Here is a 17,775-nt window from a genome sequence, read left to right on the forward strand (position 1 = left end):
GCTCTCCTTCTCCTTACACGGGGTTCAGCGCGCCGTCGGAGCGAATCCGCGGGCGTCGCGGCGGGCCTGGCCGCGGGAAATCCGCAGCGGATCCCAGTCGTGGCCGCGTTCGGGCAACAGGGCGCGGTCGGCGAAGACCGCGCCGTCGTAGGCTTCGGCCAGCACCGGCCGGTCGAGAATCGCTTCGGCGCATTGCGCACCGCCGACCGCGGCTCCGACGACTCCCCCGCCGTGGACGTCCTGTCCGGCGACGAACAGTCCTTCCACCGCGGTCCGCACGTCCGGCCGCCGTCCGTGCGGGCCCCAGGACTGCAGTCCGTACGCGGCTCCGCCGGTGGCGAGCGTGTAGCGCTCCTGCGTGAGCGGGGTGGCCGATTCGAGGTAGACGATTCGGTCCCGGAACGGGCCGAGCACCTCTTCGGCGCGGTCGAGCAGGCAGGCGGCGAGTTTCTCTTTGGCCGCGCGGTATTCGGCAACGCGTCGGTAGCGGAGCCCGGACGCCGGTCCATCGGTGACGCCCCATGGTGCGTAGCCGGGCGGGCACGCGGTCATGATCTGGAGGTTCGTGTGTCCGGGCGGGCAGACCGCGGTATTGCCGGGATCCTTGTGCGACGCGGACGAGATGAAGACGAACGGCAGCTCGTCGAACTGGCCCGCTTCCGTTCGGGCGTAAGCACTTTCGACGTCGCCGCTCGGCCAGTACCAGATGTTGGCCTCGGACGCTTCGGGCAGTTCCGCGGCCACCACCGCATAACTGGTGACCAGCGGCAGCCGCATGACCGCGTCTTCGGTGCGCCGGACGACGCCTTCGGGGAAGTTTTCCCGGCCGCCGCACAACTCCAGCACGGTGCGCCGATAGTCCGCATTGGACACGACGAGCGGCGCGCGCAGCACGTCTCCGTCGGTCAGCTCCACGCCGGCCGCGCGACCGTCCTCGATCAGGATCCGCGCGGCGCGGGCTTTGGTGCGCAGCTGGCCGCCGTGCGCTTCGAGCTGCTCCACCAGCGCGGCCGCCAGCATCTGGCCGCCGCCGACCGGGTAGTACGCGCCGCCGGTCAGGTAGTCGTCGAGCATGCGAATGTGCGCCGCGACAACGGTGTTCGCGGGCGAGGAGGCGTAGTTGCCGGACTGCGCGGCCAGCACCGTGCGAGCGGCCGCGGACAGTCCACAATGGTCGAACAGACGGCTCAGGCTGCGCCGGCTCCAGCGCACCACCGCGGGCGAACCGCCCAAGACCGGCTGAGCACTCGCCGAATACCGGGCCGACGCGGCAATCTCGCCGCAGATCGCCAGGTACTCCTGCAGTGCCGCGGCCTCCGCGGGAAAGGTCTCGAGCAGCCGGTCCCCGTACCGGGACCAGCCTTCCGGCACGTCGAACCGCACGCCCGGCAGCACGATCCGGTCGAAGCCGTCCGGATCGAGCCTGCGGAACCGCACCCGGTCGCCGACGCCGAGCCCGGCCAGCAGCGACGGGAGCAGCCCGCCGGGCCCGCAGTCGCCGAGGTAGTGCACGCCGATGTCGAACTCGTAGGAGCGCCGCCGCCGAAACATGTGGCAGTTGCCGCCCGCGACGTCGTGCTGTTCGAGCACCAGGACCCGGCGGCCGAAGGCGGCGAGGTAGCCGGCGCAGACGAGGCCGCCGATCCCGGACCCGATCACGATCGCGTCCCAGGAAGGGCTTCCCGCCTCGTTCGGACTCATGCCGGTGACGCTACGGCGGGGCGGTGACCCCGGGCTGACCGCGCGCTGACAGCTGGGGGCAGTCAGCGGCGGGCGGCCGCCCAGGGGTCACCTATTCAGGAGAGAGCATGGCGATCGAGGTCTTGCCGCGCACCGCGAGCCACGTCGGGAAGAGCGTGGCGACCATGCTTACCACGACCGCGAGCACGACCACCACCCCATAAATCCACAATGGACCATACGGCAGCCAGCTGTCGGACACCGCCTGGCTGAACGGGACCAGCATCGCGAGCGAGACGGCGGTGCCGAGAACCACGCCGATGATCGCGACGACGATCCCCTCCACAGCCATCACTCCGAGCACCTGGCCCCGGCTCGACCCGGCCAGCCGTTGCAGGCCGAACTCGCGCCGCCGGTGCGCGGTCGAGAGCACGAGCGTGTTCACCACCGAGATCGCCGCGTAGAGCAGGATCATGCCGACCACGAGGTAGTTGACCCACGCGTTCGCTTCCTGTTCCTGCACGAACTTGGCGGTGAGCGTGTCCCGGTTCGCGACCTGCACGCCGGGCGAGGACTGCGCCAGCCCGTCGAGCGTGCTCATCAGCTGGGAGACCCTCGTGCCCGCCGCCGCGGTGACGAGCACCTGCGACGCGATCCCGTCGGTCGTGTGCGGAGCCAGCGTGCCCGCGGGCAGCAACGCCGTCGCGAACTCCGCCGCCGAGCGCAGGGTCGCCACTACGCGCAACCGCACCTGCGCACCGTCACCGAGCCGCAGGCCGATCTCGTCGCCGACCTTGACGTGCAGCCGGGTCGCGTTGTCGACCGGAAGCGCGATGGTGTTGCCCTGCAACGCGTCCAGCGAACCGGTCGCGACCTCGGACGCCCGGGTCTTCGCGACCGCGTCACCGGTGACCCCGGTCAACGCCAGCCCGTCCTCGTCCTGGCTCGAGTCCGACGGCTTCTCGTTGTAGCCCTTGCTGGTCACGTACGCCGAAGCGGTGCCCACCCCGGGCAGCGCCCGGACCTTGTCGAGCAACCCGGTGCCGACGTCGCCGGTCGACGAAGTGACGACCGCGTCCGCCGAAAGGTTCGACGCGTACTTCTGCTTCGCCGATTCCACCTGCGTGGTCTGGAAGTAGAGCATGAACACGGCCAGCGTCGTGGCCAGCATGACCGGCACGACCGCACCGGACATCGGCAGCCAGCGCACCCGGGCGTTGGCCATCGCGAGATAGCCGGACAGCCCGCTCACCGCCCGCACCGGAACCCGCAGCACGGCGACCATCACCCGGGTGATCCCCGGCGCGAAGAGCGCGACCGCCGCCGCGACTAGCGTGACCGCCGGACCGGCCGTACTGGCGGCGAGCGGTCCGTCCATCACGGTGATCGTCAGGTACGCGAGCGCCACGCCGCCGATCAGGCTGCCGATGCCCCACCACAGCCGGAACGACGTCAGCCAGCGCTTCGGCGAGACCAGTTCCTGCATCGCCTCTACCGGACGCGTCCGCCCGGCGTACCGTGCCGCGACGAATCCCGCGCCCCACGCGGACAGCAGGCCCACGAGAACGCCGGCGGCGGTCGGAATCCAGTCCTGGTGATACGCCAGCACCGGTTCGAAGACGCCGAACCCGGACAGCCGGTCGAACAGCCAGTTCCCGAGCAGTTCGCCGGGGAAAGCGGCCAGCACGGTCGCGAGGATCCCGATCACCATCGACTCCGCGGTGATCATGCGGCTCACCTGTTTGGGCGTCGCGCCGACCGCACGCAGCAACGCGACCTCGCGCCGCCGCTGCTGCACCGACAGACCCAGCGTGCTGGCCACCACGAACAACGCGACCTGCACGGCCAGCCCGCCGAACACCGCGGCCAGGATCACCAGGATTTCGCCGCCGTCGCTGGCCTGCGCGAACTCGGCCGTCCCGCGCGCCACTCCGGTCAGCGCGACCGCGTGCTGGTCGCGGACCACGTTCGCGATCTGGGTGCTCAGCGCGGCCGGATCCGTGCCTGCGGCGGGAAGCACGCCGAACGCGTCGACCTGACCGGTCGCGGGCGTAAGCGCGAGAGCGTCTTCGTGGGAGAAGAACACGGCGTCGGAAGCTATTTTTCCGCCCGCGACAGCGATTCCGACCACCTGGAAGGACCGGACCCCGCCGCGCACGGCGATCTGCACCGAACCGCCCGAGGCGACCCCGGTGGCCGCGGCCGTCGACTGGTCGAGCACGACTTCGCCGCTGCGCTGCGGAGCCCGCCCGTCGGTCAGCGAATACGGGGCCAGCTCGGCGGTCGCCCAGTCGTGCCCCAACGCGGTGCCGCGTACCAGTTTCACGTCGGGATCCGCGGGCAGCGTCGCCGGGATCGACACGTCGGGAATGACCTTCGCGACGCCCGGAACGGCCGCGATCTTGGCCCCGAGCGACGCGTCGAGGCGCACCCGTTCGGGCAGGGTCGCGGATTCGTGGTCCTCGTCCTCGGTGCCCGGATTCGTCGGCGGGAGGTTGTAGTGCTGGTCGCCCGCGACGACCACCGGGGCCTCGGCCAGCCGCTGCGGCGGCACCCGCGGCGAGATCCCGGTCTGCATGAGCCCGCCGCACGCCATCACGATCGCGGTTCCGACGAGCAGCGCGACGAACGTCGCGGTGAATCCGGCCTTGCGGAACCGGAGCGTGCTCAGGGCAAGGCGCAGCATCAGCGCACCGTCCCGACGGTGTTCCGGCCGTCGCGGCCGAGCCGCGTCGTGCGTGCGCTCAACGCGGTCAGGCCGCGCGCGACCTCGTCTACGGTCGGTTCGTGCAACTCTCCGGCGAACTGCCCGTCGGCGAGGAACAGCACCCGGTCGGCGTAGGAGGCGGCGACCGGATCGTGCGTCACCATCACGATGGTCTGCCCTTCGGCCCGCACCGCGGCGCGCAGCAGGTCCAGGATCTCGCTCGCCGACGTCGTGTCCAGCGCGCCGGTCGGCTCGTCGGCGAAGGTCACGTGCGGACGGCTGACCAGCGCGCGGGCGATCGCCACGCGCTGCTGTTGGCCGCCGGACAATTCACCGGGGCGGTGCCCGCGCCGTCCGCCGAGCCCGACCTGCTCGATGATCCGGTTCACCAGCGCCGGATCGGCCTTCGTCCCCGCCAGCCGCAGCGGAAGCGTGACGTTGTCGACCACGTCGAGCGACGGCAGCAGGTTGAACTGCTGGAAAATGAATCCGATGTGGTCTCGGCGCATCCGGGTCAGCTGCGCCTCGTCGAGCCGGCCGAGATCCTGGTCGGCCAGCACGACCGTGCCCGAATCCGGCTGGTCGAGCCCGGCCGCGCAGTGCAGCAGCGTGCTCTTGCCCGAACCGGACGGTCCCATCACCGCGGTGAAACTGCCGCGGGCGAACGAAACCGAGATCCCGTCGAGTGCGACGACGCGGGCCCGGTTCCCTCCGTAGAACTTGGTGACGGAGCGGAGCGTCACCGCATCCGTGCTTGGCTGTCCGGACTGGTACATCGGTCACTCTCCCAGGCGCGTCGGGTACAGAAGAAACCTACGAGCGGCAAGGGCGGATTCCGATGGTGCTAACTCTTCGATCCGGACTGGTCCTAGCACCCCTGCCGGGAAAGCCGGGAACAGCACATAATCGGGACATGCCCTCCACCGATGCCCGCGAGCCGGCGGCGCCGAAGCCCTGGTTCGCGCGGGGCGGCCTCGCCGTGCTGCACAGCACCGCGCTGGGTCTGCTCGCACCGGTCGAGGTGGTGCTTTTCGCGCTCCTGGCCTGCGCGGCTTCCCTGCTCGGCGTCGGCGTCGGGGTCTTCCTGATTCCGCCGGTGGTGTACGCCGTCCGCGCGGTCGCCAATCTGCAGCGGAAACTGCACGGCGCCTGGACCGGGCGGGAGGTGCCGCAACCGTATCTCCCGCTGCCCGAGGGCACGCGGTTCTTCCAGGTGTTCGCGCGGTTGCTGGCCGACCGTGCCACCTGGCGGGACACGGCCTGGCTGCTGGTGGACTGCACGATCGGGTGCCTGCTCACGCTGGCCCCGCTGGCGCTGGTGGTCGACGGCGTGCGCGGGCTGCTGATGCCGTTGCTCTACCCGGTTCTGGACGATTTGTGGCTCGGCGACTGGTACGTGGCGCTGCCGGTGGACAACCCGGCCGTCGCCTGGATCGCGGTCGTGCTGGGCCTGCTGCATTTCCCGCTCGTCCTGTGGGCGGCCCCGCACCTGCTGAAACTGCACGCGGCGCTGGCGGCGAAATTCCTTTCCCCGTCCGAAAGCACCGTGCTCGCCCAGCGCGTCCAGCACCTCACCACCACACGCGACGACGCGGTCGGCCACCAGGCGCTGGAACTGCGCCGGATCGAACGCAATCTGCACGACGGCGCGCAAGCCCGCCTGGTCGCGATGGGAATGACGCTCGACGCGGCCGCGAAACTCGCCGAACGGCAGCCGGAAGCCGCGAAGAGCCTGCTGGAAGAGGCCAAGGCGAGCTCAGTGAAAGCACTGCAGGAACTGCGCGATCTGGTGCGCGGGATCCAGCCGCCGGTGCTGGTCGACCGCGGTCTCGCCGACGCGGTCCGCGAACTCGGGATGGAAGCGACGCTGGAGATGGAGACCACCGTCGACCTCCCCGGCCGGTTCGCGCCCGCCGTCGAGACCGCCGCGTATTTCACCGTTTCCGAGGTGCTCAACAACGCGATGAAGCATTCCGGCGCGGATTCCGGGAAAATCGACATGCACCATTCCGCCGGACGGCTGTCCATCACGGTCACCGACTACGGCAACGGCGGCGCGGACCCGGCGAAGGGCACCGGCCTGCGGGAACTCGAACGCAGACTCGCCCCGCTGGACGGATTCCTCACCGTGCTCAGCCCGCTCGGCGGCCCGACCTCGGTGGTCATCGAAATCCCGTGCCGGCCGATCGGCTGAACGCTCAGCGCCGGTCGTGAGTAGCGATGCCCGGGTATCGCCACGCACGACGCCCGGTATCGGCGCACAGTCAGCGGCGCAGGTAGGCCAGCACCGCCTGCACCCGCCGGTTGCTGTCCTCGGACACCGGCAGCTGCAGCTTCGCCAGGATGTTGTTGATGTGCTTGGACACCGCCTTTTCGGTGACGAACAGCTCGGCGGCGATGTTGCTGTTGGACCGCCCCTCGGCGATCAGCCGGAGCACGTCGTTCTCGCGCGGGGTGAGGCTCTCCAGCGCGACGTCGCGCGTGTTGTGCGTGAACAGCCGCGACACCACCTCGGGATCCATCATGGTGTTGCCCGCGGCGACCCCGCGCAGGACGTCGACGAAGTGATCGCCGTCGAGCACCCGGTCCTTGAGCTGGTAGCCGACCGCGCCCGCACCGTCGGCCAGCAATTCGTTGACGTACAAGCGTTCGACGTACTGCGACAGCACCAGCACCGGCAGCCCCGGCACCTGGCGGCGCGCCTCGATCGCCGCGCGCAACCCCTCGTCGGTGAACGACGGCGGAAGCCGGATGTCGACCACGCCGACGTCCGGCTTCTCCGTGACCAGCGCGTTCAGCAGATCCGGCCCGTTGTCGAGCGCCGCGACGATCGTCATCCCGTGCGCTTCGAGCAGCCGGACCAGCCCGTCGCGGAGCAGGAACTGGTCTTCGCCGATGACCACGCGCACAGATCTTCACCTTTTCTTCGCCGCGGCAGTTCCGCTCCCGATTATAGGGGCGCGGAGGGCTCGCTTTCCCCGGCGAAGGCGCAAATTCCCAGAGTCCCGCGAATCGGGTCGTAATCAGCGAGAACCGCAGGCGGCTCGGCCCACAAGGCGGTAGCGGAGCGTCCTTCCGCGACCGACCCGCCAGCCAAACCCGGCCCATAACGATCCGCCGACGCGAGCCGATCAGCCTCGGCTCGAGCATCAGCCGGGTCGATTCCGGGCAGCAGCGCAACGCGAGTACTGCCTGCTCCGGACTCGAACAGCAGCGCGGCCGCCGCGTCCACGGGCGGGCGTGCTCCGGCGTACGGCATTCCCCGCTGCTCCATGACGAGGATCAGCACGCGCCGCATCGGCCTCCGGCGCGCGTATCCGGCCGCCACCCGCAGGGCGAGGAAACCGGCGAGCGGGCCCTGTCCGGAGACCGAGTACGTCATCGGGCCGCCCGGCAGCACCGCGGTCAGGTTGACCGGAGCGGACAGCCGCGGGTCGAAATCGGGGCCGTCGTGGGCGACGACGACCAGGTCGATCGGCTCGCTCACCTGGTCGTGCAGCAGTTCCCGGGCCAGGGAAATGAACGTGTTGCCTTGCGCTTGGGCGACCAGCTCCGGCGAGTAGCCGACGTCGTGTCCGGCGGCCAGATCGGTGAAGTACCGCGTCATGATTGGGCCGTCGAGCCGGTCGGCGCCAGAGCTGAAACGCCGGTGCAGCACGGTTTTCAGCCCCATCGGCAGCACGGCGAACGGCGAGGTCCGCGTGGCCGCCACGGGAGCGCCGGCACTGAACATCAGCCCTCCACCGCGGGAACCGGCAGCCGGTGCAGGTGCTGGCGGCGCAGCAGGTCCTCCGGCTGGTCCCGTTCACTGATCACATAGGACTGTCCATCATGGACCAAAACCTCAGCGGGATAGCCGTGACTGAGGAACAGCACCGGTGACGCACTCGGGCCATAAGCACCGGAGCGTTCCACTCCGATCAGATCGCCCGGCTGCACCGGCGGCAACGGGATCTTCTTGCCCAGCACGTCGTTCGGCGTGCACAGCGGGCCGGTGATCTGCCAGGTTTCGGTGGCCGGTTCGTCGATCCGGTTCAGCAGCCGCATCGGGAAATCGCGCTTGACGTAGGAGCCGATGCCGACCGCCGCCATGTGGTGGTTGGTGCCGCCGTCAGCGACCGCGAAGTTCTGTCCCAGCGAGGTTTTGACGTAACGGACGCGCACGACGTAGGTGCCGCTCATCGCGGTCAGGTAGCGGCCCAGCTCCATCACGAGCCGAGTGTCCGGATGCCGCGTGGCGAACTCGTCGATCACCGGGTTCAGCCGCGAGGTCAGCAGATCGAGGTCGAGGTCGCGTTCCCCGTCGAAGTACGCCACGCCCAGCCCGCCGCCGACGTCGACCAGGTCGAGCCCGAAGCCCAGCCGCGCGGACAGCTGTTCGGCCAGCGCGAAGATGCGCGTGGTGTTCTCCACCACCGATTCCTCGCTGAGAATGCGCGTGCCCATGTAGACCTGGACGCCCATGATCTGCACATTCGTGTGCCGCGAAACCAGGTCCTCGGCAGCGAACAGCTGTTCCTCGTCCATGCCGAACTGGCGCGGCTTCCCGCCCATCGTCAGCCCGGACCCCTTGACCGCGAAGCTCGGGTTGACCCGCAACGCCACCCGCGCTCGCACTCCGCGCGCCGCGGCGAGCTGGTCGATCAACGCGAGTTCCCCGAAGGATTCGCAGACGATCGCCGCGATGTCCTCGTCCAGACAGGCTTCGAGCTCCGCCTGGCTCTTGCCCGGACCGAGGAAAATGATGTCGTTCGGCGACACTCCAGCACGGCGTGCGGTGCGCAGTTCGGCGAGGCTCGAAACCTCCGCGCGAGCCCCATTGTCGTGCAGCACAGCCAAAATCGACACGTTCGGGTTCGACTTGAGCGAGAAGAAGACCTCCATGCTGTCGTGCAGTTCCCGCCGCAGCCGGGCCATCCGGCCGGACAGCTCGCCGCCGTCGTAGACGAACAGCGGGGTGCCGTAACGGTCGGCCAGCTCGGTGATCCCGACGCCCTCGATCTCGAGTTCCGTACTCATCAGGTTCTGCTCCTAGTGTTCGAAGACCATCGCGGAAAACGTCGAGCCGAGGCCGACCGAAACCATCAGGTAGCGCTCGCCCGGGTTCAGCAGCCCGAGCCGGGTCGCGGTGTGGTAGTTGAGAAACGGGTCCGCGCAGAAACAATGGCCGGTGCGCGGGACGTTGCCGAGGAAGATCCGCTTCCGCGGCACGTCCATCGCCTCCGCCGCGCGGATCCACGAAACCTTGTTGACGTTGTGCGGAAGGACGAGCGCAAGATCGCCCGCCGCGCACCCGGCGGCCTCGAGGGCGGCGCGCGTGACGTCGCCCAGCGCGTCCGGATAGATCTGCCGGAACACCTTGTTCTGCTCTTCGTTCGTGATGACCTCGCCGCCGGGACCGCCGAGCGTCGTCGTCGCGTAGCCGAGCAGCCGATCCCGTTGCCCGCCAGGCGCGACCAGCACCGCGGCGGTCCCCTCGCCCATCACCGCGACGTCCGGGATGATCTGCGCGGCCGGGGTGAAAGCCTTCTCCCCAGCGAGAATCAGCGCCAGCGCGTCCGGGTCGCCGTCCTGTTCGAGCAGTGCGCCGGCGAGGTCGAGGGCGAGCAGCCCGGACGCACACGCGTGATCAGTGACGGTGAAGGCGAGCGCGTTCTGCAGCCCCAGCCGCTGCTGCACTTCGGCCAACGGATCGAACGGATGCGGCGACGCCGCGGGCACGGTCTTGGGCCGCAGCACGTAGCGGACGCGTTCCTCGACCCCGGCGAACCCGTCGAGCTTCGCGACCGCGCCGAGCAGCATCTCGGCCTCGGACTCGGGCGACCGGCAGACCTCGGACAACCCGTAGATGCGATGCAGCCTGCGCAACTGGGCGTCGGTGAGGCCGAGCGCGTCCTGCAGCGTCGCGATCGGCACCGCGGCGGGCAGGTAACTGGACACAGACATCAGGCACGTCACCCCGACAGCGTCGCAACCGGCACTGACGTGACGCTGACGCGCGGCTTTCAACCGGCTTCGTTCACCACAGCACGACGGCGGTGAGCACATGCACCGCGCCCACCACGGAGCTTCCCGCGATCATCCCCTTTTCCCCGCGGAAGATCCCGATGCCGACGTCTCCGGCCTGCGCGACCGCCGCCGCGATCAGGACCACCGCGCAGACTGGTCCAGACCAGATGAACGGCACCACCGCGGCCGCGCAGCCCAGCGGCACGGCTCTGACCGCGTACATCCAGCTGTAGAACTTCTCGCCGTTCGCCGGCGCCTCGCTGTGGCTCAACGCCGCCGGCCGCACGGCCGCCACCACCGCGAAAACAACGCTGACCACCGCGAGCACGGCATTGGCCACCACCAGGACGATCATCATTACCTCACTCATCAACTATTTACAAATTGAACTGTGCACAGATGATAGAGTACCCGCGTGGCGACCGACAGCTCCTTGCCCGAGACCGCGGCCTTCCGGCTCATGGTGCTCGGCACCGACCTGGCCAACGACTTCGCCGGGCACCTGCGCGAAACCGGGCTGACGCCCAAACACCTCGGGACGCTCGCCATGGTCGACCAGGGTTTCGCCCGGACCCAGGACGACATCGCCCGGCTCATGCGGGTGAGTCCCAGCCTGGTCGTCCGGCTGGCCGACCAGCTGGAGCAGCGCGCCCTCATCGAGCGACGCCGGGACCCGGACAACCGGCGCAAGCACATCCTCACCGTCACCGCGGAAGGGAAAACCCTGCTGGCCGAGATGGGTTCGCTCGCGGCGGCCGTCGACGCCGAACTGGCCGCCGTGCTCGGCTCGCGGCTCGGCGGCCAGCTGGACGAGGCGCTCTCGCGGCTGATGGGCAAGCTCATGACGGACCGGCAGCGGTGATCAGCGGAATTCCGCTCGTCCGGCTACCGTCGCAAGCATGCGGGTACTGGTCGCCGGAGCCTCGGGGTTCGTCGGCAGACGGTTGTGCCCGGCGCTGATCGACGCCGGGCACGACGTGCTCGCCATGACCCGCCGCCCGGACAGCTACCGCGGCGCCGGTCAGCCGGTCCACGGCGACGTCGCCGACATCGGTTCCTTGCGGGACGCGCTCAAGAACGTCGAAGCCGCCTACTACCTGGTGCATTCCCTGGACAGCACCGATTTCCAGCAGCGCGACGCCGCCGCGGCCCGCGCGTTCGCCCGTGCCGCCGCGGAAGCGGGAGTGCGCCGGATCGTCTACCTCGGCGGTCTCGGCGACGACGCGGACTCGCTGTCGGCGCACCTGGCCAGCCGACGCGAGGTCGAACAACTGCTGGCGGAAACCGGAGTGCCGGTGACCGTGCTGCGCGCGGGGATCGTCATCGGGCACGGCGGCACGTCGTGGGAGCTGACCCGCCAGCTGGTCGAACGCCTGCCCGCGATGATCACGCCGCGCTGGGTCGGGACGCGCACCCAGCCGATCGCGCTCGCCGACGTCGTCCGCTACCTGGCCGGCGTGCTGGAGCATCCCGAGACCGAGGGCCGGACGTTCGACATCGGCGGCCCGGAAGTGCTGACCTACCGGGACATGCTGCAGCGCGTCGCGGTGATCGAGGGCCGGATGCTGGCGATCGTGCCGGTCCCGCTGCTCACACCCCGGCTGTCGTCCTACTGGCTTTCGCTGGTCACCGACATCGACGCCACGACCGGGCGCGCGCTGATCGACTCGATGGGCAACGAGGTCGTCGTCCGCGACGACGCCATCCGCCGCATCGTCGACTTCGAGCCGATGGGCTACAACGACGCCGTGCTGCAAGCACTGGGCGAACGAGCGCGGCGTCGGCGGGCCAAGTGAAGAAGCTCCTGACAGCGGTGACCGCGGCGGGCTCCGGGCTGCTGGGCGCGTCCTTGGCGAGCAAGCCGGGGTCGCGCCGGTTTCACGCGCTGACCGCGTCGGTCGCGGCGACCTGGTTCGCCGGAGCGCGCGCGGCTGGCCCGGTGCCACGAGGTCGTACCGCCGTCGTGCAGCCGGTATTGGCGGGCGCGGGCGCGTTCGGCGGGTTTTACGGCTGCGCACTGGTCGCTCGCCGAATTCCGTTGCTGCGCCGGGCAATCACCGGCGTGCTCGGCCACGCCCATCACGGTTCGACGCCGACCGTGGTGACGACGACGCTCGTAACCGGTGCCGCTGAGGAGATTTTCTTCCGCGGCACGCTTTACGACGCGTTCGGCGCGCGAACCTCGACCGCGATGTACGTGCTGTCGACCACGGCGACACGGAATCCGGCCTTGGTGCTGGCGTCAGCGACCATGGGAACGCTCTTCACGCTGCAACGCCGTTGGGGCGGCGGTGTTCAGGCACCCTTGTTGACGCACGTGACCTGGTCCGCCCTGATGATCAGCTTCCTGCCGCGGCTTTTCCCGCCTCAGGATTCCAGCACCGGCGGAGTAGGTCCGTAGGCATTGGCACGGGCGGCGCGAGCGCGGGCGCCCGGGATGCCGGTGAGCAAACGCAGCAGTCGATACGGCGGGGCGGCGGGACGACCACGCTCCCTCGCGCGAGCGGCGCGTTGTTCCAGCCGGACCTGCTGTGCCTGCACCTGCCGGATCGCGGGTTCGCGTTCGGCCTGAATCCGCGCGAGGGCAGCGTCGGACGTATCCCGCACGAGGTGGTTGGCCGCGGCGACGGCGTCCTGGACCGCCATGAGGATTCCGTTGCCGCCGACCGGCGAGATGACGTGCGCGGCGTCGCCGATGAGCAGCAGCCCCGGCCGCCACCAGCGCTCCACCCGGGAGATGTCGACCGACAGCAGGGTCGTCTGGCTGAAATCGGTCAGCAGCTCGGCACGGTCAGCCAGCCATGGCACGTGCTCGGCGAGGAACGCCCGGATCGGGCCGACGCCCTGTTCGCGCGCCTCCGCGTAGCCGCCCTTGGGCAGGCTGTACCCCACCTGCCAACCGCTGGTCCCGGCGAGCAGGCCGACATAGTGGTGCCGGCCGAAGAAGAGGTCGACGTCGGCGTCCGGCGGATCCTCGGGACGGTGCGGGAGCCGGAACCACAGCAGGTCGGTGGTGGCGCCGAGGGAGCGCGCCGGAGCGTCTGCCAGGCGGCGGATTCGGGAGAAGCGGCCGTCCGCGCCGACCACGAGCGCGGCGGGCTGGTCGTGGGTACCGGTGTCGTCGCGGTAGCGGACGCCGGTGATCCGGCCGTCGTCATCGCGGTTCAGATCGACGACTTTGGCACCGGTGCGCACGCTCGCGCCCGGGAGCGCGGCGGTTTCGGCGGCGAGGAAATCGAGGAAGTGCGCCTGCGGCATCAGGGCGACGTAGTTGTACGGCGAGGAGAGCTTGCCGTAGTCGGCGGTGGTGATCGACCCGGCCGGGGTGTGGAAGCGGAAGAAGCGCGCTTTGTGGTGCGGAATGGCGAGCAGCCGGTCGGCCAAGCCGAGACGGTCGAGCAGTTCGAGGGTGTAGGGGTGCAGCGAATCGCCGCGGAAGTCGCGGTCGAAGTCCTGGCGCGCTTCCAGCAACGTGACCGGGATTCCGGCGCGGCCGAGCAAGTAGGCGAGCATCATGCCGCCGGGTCCGCCGCCTGCGACGACCACGCCGGTCATTCCGCCCCCGGTTCGAGGCCGTCGAGCAGCTTCCGCACCATCTCGGCATTGACGTCGGCTAATTCGCTAGATTTTCTAGCCATACCCGGCACCATACCTCGTCGCTAGAAGTTCTAGCTACTATGCCGACGTGGCGGACGAGCAAGCGGCGCGGGACCTCTCCCTGGCAGTGCGGCGGCTGCTGCAAGCGGGCCGGGGCATGCAGGCGGCGCTGGCGCGGAAACTGTCGCTGCGGGTCACCGACGTGCAAGCCCTCGACCAGGTCGTTTCCAGTCCGGAGCCGATCGGGCCCGGCGAGCTGGGCACCCGGCTCGGCATCACCTCGGCGTCGGCGACCGTGCTGGTCGACCGGCTCGCCGCGGCCGGGCACCTGGCCCGCCACGCCGATCCGGGCGACCGGCGGCGCGTCCACCTCGAGGCCACCGACCACGCCCGCGAGGACGTCCGGAACGCGCTGGGCCCGCTGCTCGCCGAGATGGAAGCCATCACCGATCGGCTCGAGCCCGAGCACGTCCCGGTCGTCCTGTCCTTCCTGGACGACGTCGCGGCCGCGATGCGCGCCTACGACCGACGCTGAACCGCCTGCTCGCCCCGCCGCCGGGTCAGCAGCGTCCACCCGATCAGCCCGGCGAACGCGACGACCATCAACGCCTGCGAAAAAGCGGCCGCCGTGTCGAACGGCAGCGTGTAGACGCCCACGATGCGAAGCACGGAGTCGGCGGTCAACCCGAGGCCCCACACCAGCGAGACCTGGTACCAACGCCGCCGCAACCTCGCGTCGCCCGCGGTGGCCTCGAATTCGCGCTGCTGCTCGCCGCCGGCCGAGAGCGCGAAGCGTCGTGCCGCGTAGTACGCGAGCGGCCGGTTGAGCACACAGCTGCCGACTAGAGCGACGCCGGCGCAGAAGGTCGTCACCGATTCCTTCGCCAGCAACAGGCGCGGGTCGCCGGTGAGGAAGCTCAACCCGAGGCCCAGGCCGAAAAGCAGCACGAGGAACGACGAGAAGAGGTCGAGCCGCCGCTGTGCCACCGCGACCCAGATCGTCCGCAGTCCCGCGACGATCGTGCCGATCAGCAGTGACACGTAGGCGCTCGCGCCGAGCAGGTTGGCCGCGTAGTAGGCGACGACGGACAGGCCGACGTCCAGGAACAAAGTGGTGATCATCGTGCGGGCGTGCGAGGTCATGCCGTACTCCCCGATTTTGGCTTGGCTGCTGGGATTCGCCAGGAAAACGCTACGGTCGCCGCGCCCGGCCGTCTTGGCGCCGCGGGCGTATCCCGGGTGGAGAAATCCAGGGCCGGGTGGAGGCGTTTCTCCACCCGCGAATACGCCGCTCACCGCACGACTTCGCCGCCGTTCCGCCGTAGTTTTCTCGGCATCGGAACGAAATCGAAAGGCAGGAACAACCCATGAGCGGACCCGTGGAGATCGTCCTGATCGTGGCGGCGGTCGGCTACCTGATGGTGCGGCGGATGATCGGCGAACCCGCGCAGGCCAAGCAGATGCTGATCCTGCCCGCGATCCTGTCCGTCGTCGGCCTCAGCACGGTGTCCGGCGACGTGAAGACCGCGGCCTCGCTGGTCTTCCTGATCGGCACCGCGGCGATCAGCGTCGTCCTCGGCGTCCTGCGCGGGTACAGCGTCCAGATTTCCCGGCGCGACGGCACCGCCTTCGTCCGCTACACGCCGGTCACCGTCGGGCTGTGGGTGGCGAACATCGTGGTCAAGATCGGCGTCAACGTCGCGCTCGACGCGTTCGCCCCGCAGGACGCGGGCGGCGTCTCGAACAGCATGCTGCTCACCATCGGCGTCGGCATCCTCGCCGAGGGGCTGGTCGTGCTCTACCGCGCACTGCGCGCCGGGCACCAGGTCATGTGGACCCGGGGCAGCGACGGCGCGCCCGGGCAGACCTCGCCGCTGCTGGACAACATCCAGCGCAACCTCACCGGCCGCCCGGCCGAGTGGAACACTCAGTCCGCGCACGACGCCGGCCAGACGAGGAGGAACCTGGTCCCATGAGCACGACGGACCGGCGGTCGCTGTCCCTTCTCGGGCAGTACCGGGACGAGCTGATCCAGCCAGCCCTCGTCCTCACCGCGATCGCCTGCACCGCGGTTCAATGGCCGGACGCGACCATCGCGTACCGGCCATTGGCCTTGTCGCTGTTCGTGCTGTGCTCGGTCGCCGGGATCGTCTCGCTGCTGCCCTGGGCGCGGGTCGCGGAGAACCGGCAGATCACCGTGATGGGCGCGTACATGCTGTTCGGCGCGCTGCTCCTGCCGCTGGCGCACGGAACGTTCGCGGCGATGTTCCCGTTCGTCGCCGCGTCCGCCTCCGGGGTCAAGCTCGCGTCCCGCCGGGCCGCGGTGACCATCGCGGTCGCCGGATCGGTCATCGCGGCCGCCGCGACCTGGACGGTCGGCGAGCTGCTGCCGGGCTTCCCGGTGTGGCCGGTGTGGGTGCCCCTGACCGTGGGTCTTCCGGTCGCGGTCGGCATCTCGCACCACGACCGTCTCGACGCCGTCCGCAACGCCCAGCTCGCCGCCGACTCGGCCCAGCGCGCCCGCGAGTCCGAAGCCCGCGAGGCAGCGCTCGTCGAACGCGGCCGGATCGCGCGCGAGATTCACGACGTCCTCGGTCATTCGCTTTCCGGGATCGCCCTGCAATTGGACCTCGCCGACGCACTGCGCGGCAGCGGCCGCGACGACGAGGCAGCCGCCGCGGTCCGCAAGGCACGCGCCATCGCCGTCGACTCGATCAGCGAGACTCGCCGCGCGGTGCACGCGCTCCGCGAAGACACCTTGCCGCTGCCTGAGACGTTGAACCAGCTCGCCGAACACGCGTCGGCCGAGTACGCGATCGAGGGCGAAGCCGGCGCGGTCGGCCCGGAGACCACGCACACCATGGTCCGGGCGGCGCAGGAGGCGATGACCAACGCGGCCAAGTACGCGCCGGGCGCGACTCGCAGCCTCCGGCTCGCCTTCACCGCCGATCATGTCAGGCTGACCGTGCACAACGGGCCCGCGACCGAACCCCGCCGCGCCGAACTGGCCGGCGGTTCCGGGGTCGGGCTCGTCGGGATGCGCGAACGGGCCGCCCTGCTCGGCGGCACCCTGAAAGCAGGACCGGCCGGCGACGGCTGGACCGTGGAACTGGAGCTGCCTCGATGACCGACCGCCCGATCAGTCTCGTTGTCGTCGACGACCAGGCGACTGTCCGCGAAGCGCTCGCGGTCATGCTCGACCTCGCCGAGGACGTCAACGTCGTCGCGACCGCGACCAACGGCGCGGAAGCGGTCAAGGCGGCGCAGGAACACCGTCCGGACGTCGTGCTGATGGACCTCAACATGCCGGTGCTCGACGGGGTCGGCGCGACCGGGCGCATCCGCGAAAGCCAGCCGGACACCACCGTTCTCGTGCTCACCACGTTCGACGACGACGAGTCGATCCTGGCCGCACTGCAGGCGGGCGCGAGCGGATACCTGACCAAAGAAGCGGACCGCACCACGATCCTGCACGCCGTGCGCACCGCGGCGCAGGGCCAGACCGTGCTCTCGCCCGAGGTGCAGCGACGGTTGCTCGCGCTGGCCGCCAAACCCGCCCCGCCCGCCGAACCGGATCTGGCGCTGACCGCACGCGAACGCGAAATCCTCGGCCTGATCGGCGACGGCCTGCGCAATCCGGAAATCGCGGCCGCCTTGGTCATCAGCGAGGCGACCGTGAAAACCCACATCAACAACCTTTTCGCCAAAGCCGGCTTCCACTCGCGCGCCGACGCTGTCCGCTACGCGCTCAACTATCAGAACGGCCAGCGTCGGCCATAACC

General features: G+C 69.9%; 18 protein-coding genes. 8 read left to right on the top strand and 10 right to left on the bottom strand.

The genetic code is table 11. The annotated features are described in order from the left end of the window. Positions 1 to 24: 24 nt before the first annotated feature. The 3 genes from EIZ44_RS30560 to EIZ44_RS30570 form a co-directional block, all read right to left on the bottom strand. Positions 25 to 1,701: a phytoene desaturase family protein gene (locus tag EIZ44_RS30560; protein ID WP_134732703.1), complete on the bottom strand. Its 1,677-nt coding sequence runs from the start codon at positions 1,699 to 1,701 to the stop codon at positions 25 to 27. A gap of 91 nt (positions 1,702 to 1,792) precedes the next feature. Further along, positions 1,793 to 4,366 (bottom strand): ABC transporter permease, encoded by a 2,574-nt coding sequence (locus tag EIZ44_RS30565; RefSeq protein WP_134732704.1) that lies wholly within the window; start codon positions 4,364 to 4,366, stop codon positions 1,793 to 1,795. Next, positions 4,366 to 5,163: an ABC transporter ATP-binding protein gene (locus EIZ44_RS30570; RefSeq protein ID WP_134732705.1), complete on the bottom strand. Its 798-nt coding sequence runs from the start codon at positions 5,161 to 5,163 to the stop codon at positions 4,366 to 4,368. The genes EIZ44_RS30565 and EIZ44_RS30570 overlap by 1 nt, the downstream gene beginning before the upstream one ends. Before the next feature lie 137 nt (positions 5,164 to 5,300). Between EIZ44_RS30570 and EIZ44_RS30575 the strand changes: the two genes are divergently transcribed. After that, a complete protein-coding gene (locus EIZ44_RS30575) occupies positions 5,301 to 6,581 on the top strand; it encodes a sensor histidine kinase (RefSeq protein ID WP_134663261.1) in 1,281 nt (426 codons plus the stop codon). A 70-nt stretch (positions 6,582 to 6,651) separates the two neighbouring features. On the opposite strand, the gene EIZ44_RS30580 is transcribed toward EIZ44_RS30575, so the two are convergent. The 5 genes from EIZ44_RS30580 to EIZ44_RS30600 form a co-directional block, all read right to left on the bottom strand. Next, positions 6,652 to 7,296: a LuxR C-terminal-related transcriptional regulator gene (locus EIZ44_RS30580; RefSeq protein ID WP_043839341.1), complete on the bottom strand. Its 645-nt coding sequence runs from the start codon at positions 7,294 to 7,296 to the stop codon at positions 6,652 to 6,654. Between the two features lie 41 nt (positions 7,297 to 7,337). Beyond that, positions 7,338 to 8,120 (bottom strand): beta-ketoacyl-[acyl-carrier-protein] synthase family protein, encoded by a 783-nt coding sequence (locus EIZ44_RS30585; RefSeq protein ID WP_134732706.1) that lies wholly within the window; start codon positions 8,118 to 8,120, stop codon positions 7,338 to 7,340. After that, the gene (locus EIZ44_RS30590; RefSeq protein WP_134732707.1) at positions 8,120 to 9,406 is read right to left on the bottom strand and encodes a type III PLP-dependent enzyme; all 1,287 of its coding nucleotides are present in this window, start codon (positions 9,404 to 9,406) and stop codon (positions 8,120 to 8,122) included. Before EIZ44_RS30590 ends, EIZ44_RS30585 begins: the two co-directional genes overlap by 1 nt. Positions 9,407 to 9,418: 12 nt before the next feature. Beyond that, entirely contained in the window at positions 9,419 to 10,333 is a 915-nt protein-coding gene (locus EIZ44_RS30595; RefSeq protein ID WP_238608023.1) for a 3-oxoacyl-[acyl-carrier-protein] synthase III C-terminal domain-containing protein, read from the bottom strand. A 73-nt stretch (positions 10,334 to 10,406) separates the two neighbouring features. Further along, positions 10,407 to 10,766 (bottom strand): hypothetical protein, encoded by a 360-nt coding sequence (locus EIZ44_RS30600; protein WP_134732708.1) that lies wholly within the window; start codon positions 10,764 to 10,766, stop codon positions 10,407 to 10,409. A 45-nt stretch (positions 10,767 to 10,811) separates the two neighbouring features. Between EIZ44_RS30600 and EIZ44_RS30605 the strand changes: the two genes are divergently transcribed. Genes EIZ44_RS30605 through EIZ44_RS30615 form a run of 3 tightly spaced genes read left to right on the top strand, consistent with a single transcriptional unit; the run spans position 10,812 to position 12,797 of the window. Next, positions 10,812 to 11,258: a MarR family winged helix-turn-helix transcriptional regulator gene (locus tag EIZ44_RS30605; protein ID WP_134732709.1), complete on the top strand. Its 447-nt coding sequence runs from the start codon at positions 10,812 to 10,814 to the stop codon at positions 11,256 to 11,258. A 37-nt stretch (positions 11,259 to 11,295) separates the two neighbouring features. Next, the gene (locus tag EIZ44_RS30610; protein WP_134732710.1) at positions 11,296 to 12,192 is read left to right on the top strand and encodes an NAD(P)H-binding protein; all 897 of its coding nucleotides are present in this window, start codon (positions 11,296 to 11,298) and stop codon (positions 12,190 to 12,192) included. Beyond that, positions 12,189 to 12,797 carry a CPBP family intramembrane glutamic endopeptidase gene (locus EIZ44_RS30615; RefSeq protein ID WP_134732711.1) on the top strand — a complete coding sequence of 203 codons (609 nt, stop codon included), beginning with the start codon at positions 12,189 to 12,191 and terminating at the stop codon, positions 12,795 to 12,797. Before EIZ44_RS30610 ends, EIZ44_RS30615 begins: the two co-directional genes overlap by 4 nt. Here EIZ44_RS30615 and EIZ44_RS30620 read toward each other — a convergent pair. Beyond that, positions 12,764 to 13,951: an FAD-dependent oxidoreductase gene (locus EIZ44_RS30620; RefSeq protein ID WP_134732712.1), complete on the bottom strand. Its 1,188-nt coding sequence runs from the start codon at positions 13,949 to 13,951 to the stop codon at positions 12,764 to 12,766. The genes EIZ44_RS30615 and EIZ44_RS30620 overlap by 34 nt on opposite strands. Positions 13,952 to 14,081: 130 nt before the next feature. On the opposite strand from EIZ44_RS30620, the gene EIZ44_RS30625 reads away from it, so the two are divergent. Beyond that, on the top strand, positions 14,082 to 14,528 hold the full coding sequence (locus tag EIZ44_RS30625) for a MarR family winged helix-turn-helix transcriptional regulator (protein WP_051173179.1): 447 nt from the start codon (positions 14,082 to 14,084) through the stop codon (positions 14,526 to 14,528). On the opposite strand, the gene EIZ44_RS30630 is transcribed toward EIZ44_RS30625, so the two are convergent. Next, positions 14,513 to 15,136: a VC0807 family protein gene (locus EIZ44_RS30630; RefSeq protein ID WP_037812049.1), complete on the bottom strand. Its 624-nt coding sequence runs from the start codon at positions 15,134 to 15,136 to the stop codon at positions 14,513 to 14,515. The genes EIZ44_RS30625 and EIZ44_RS30630 overlap by 16 nt on opposite strands. 224 nt (positions 15,137 to 15,360) lie before the next feature. On the opposite strand from EIZ44_RS30630, the gene EIZ44_RS30635 reads away from it, so the two are divergent. The 3 genes from EIZ44_RS30635 to EIZ44_RS30645 are packed head-to-tail and all read left to right on the top strand — an operon-like array spanning position 15,361 to position 17,773. Next, positions 15,361 to 15,969 carry a DUF1453 family protein gene (locus EIZ44_RS30635; protein ID WP_134732713.1) on the top strand — a complete coding sequence of 203 codons (609 nt, stop codon included), beginning with the start codon at positions 15,361 to 15,363 and terminating at the stop codon, positions 15,967 to 15,969. Continuing rightward, positions 15,966 to 17,120 carry a sensor histidine kinase gene (locus tag EIZ44_RS30640; protein WP_134732714.1) on the top strand — a complete coding sequence of 385 codons (1,155 nt, stop codon included), beginning with the start codon at positions 15,966 to 15,968 and terminating at the stop codon, positions 17,118 to 17,120. Before EIZ44_RS30635 ends, EIZ44_RS30640 begins: the two co-directional genes overlap by 4 nt. Further along, positions 17,117 to 17,773 (top strand): response regulator, encoded by a 657-nt coding sequence (locus tag EIZ44_RS30645; RefSeq protein WP_037812055.1) that lies wholly within the window; start codon positions 17,117 to 17,119, stop codon positions 17,771 to 17,773. The genes EIZ44_RS30640 and EIZ44_RS30645 overlap by 4 nt, the downstream gene beginning before the upstream one ends. Positions 17,774 to 17,775: the final 2 nt, after the last annotated feature.

It is taken from the genome of Amycolatopsis nivea, assembly GCF_004522235.1.
GTDB lineage: Bacteria > Actinomycetota > Actinomycetes > Mycobacteriales > Pseudonocardiaceae > Amycolatopsis > Amycolatopsis nivea.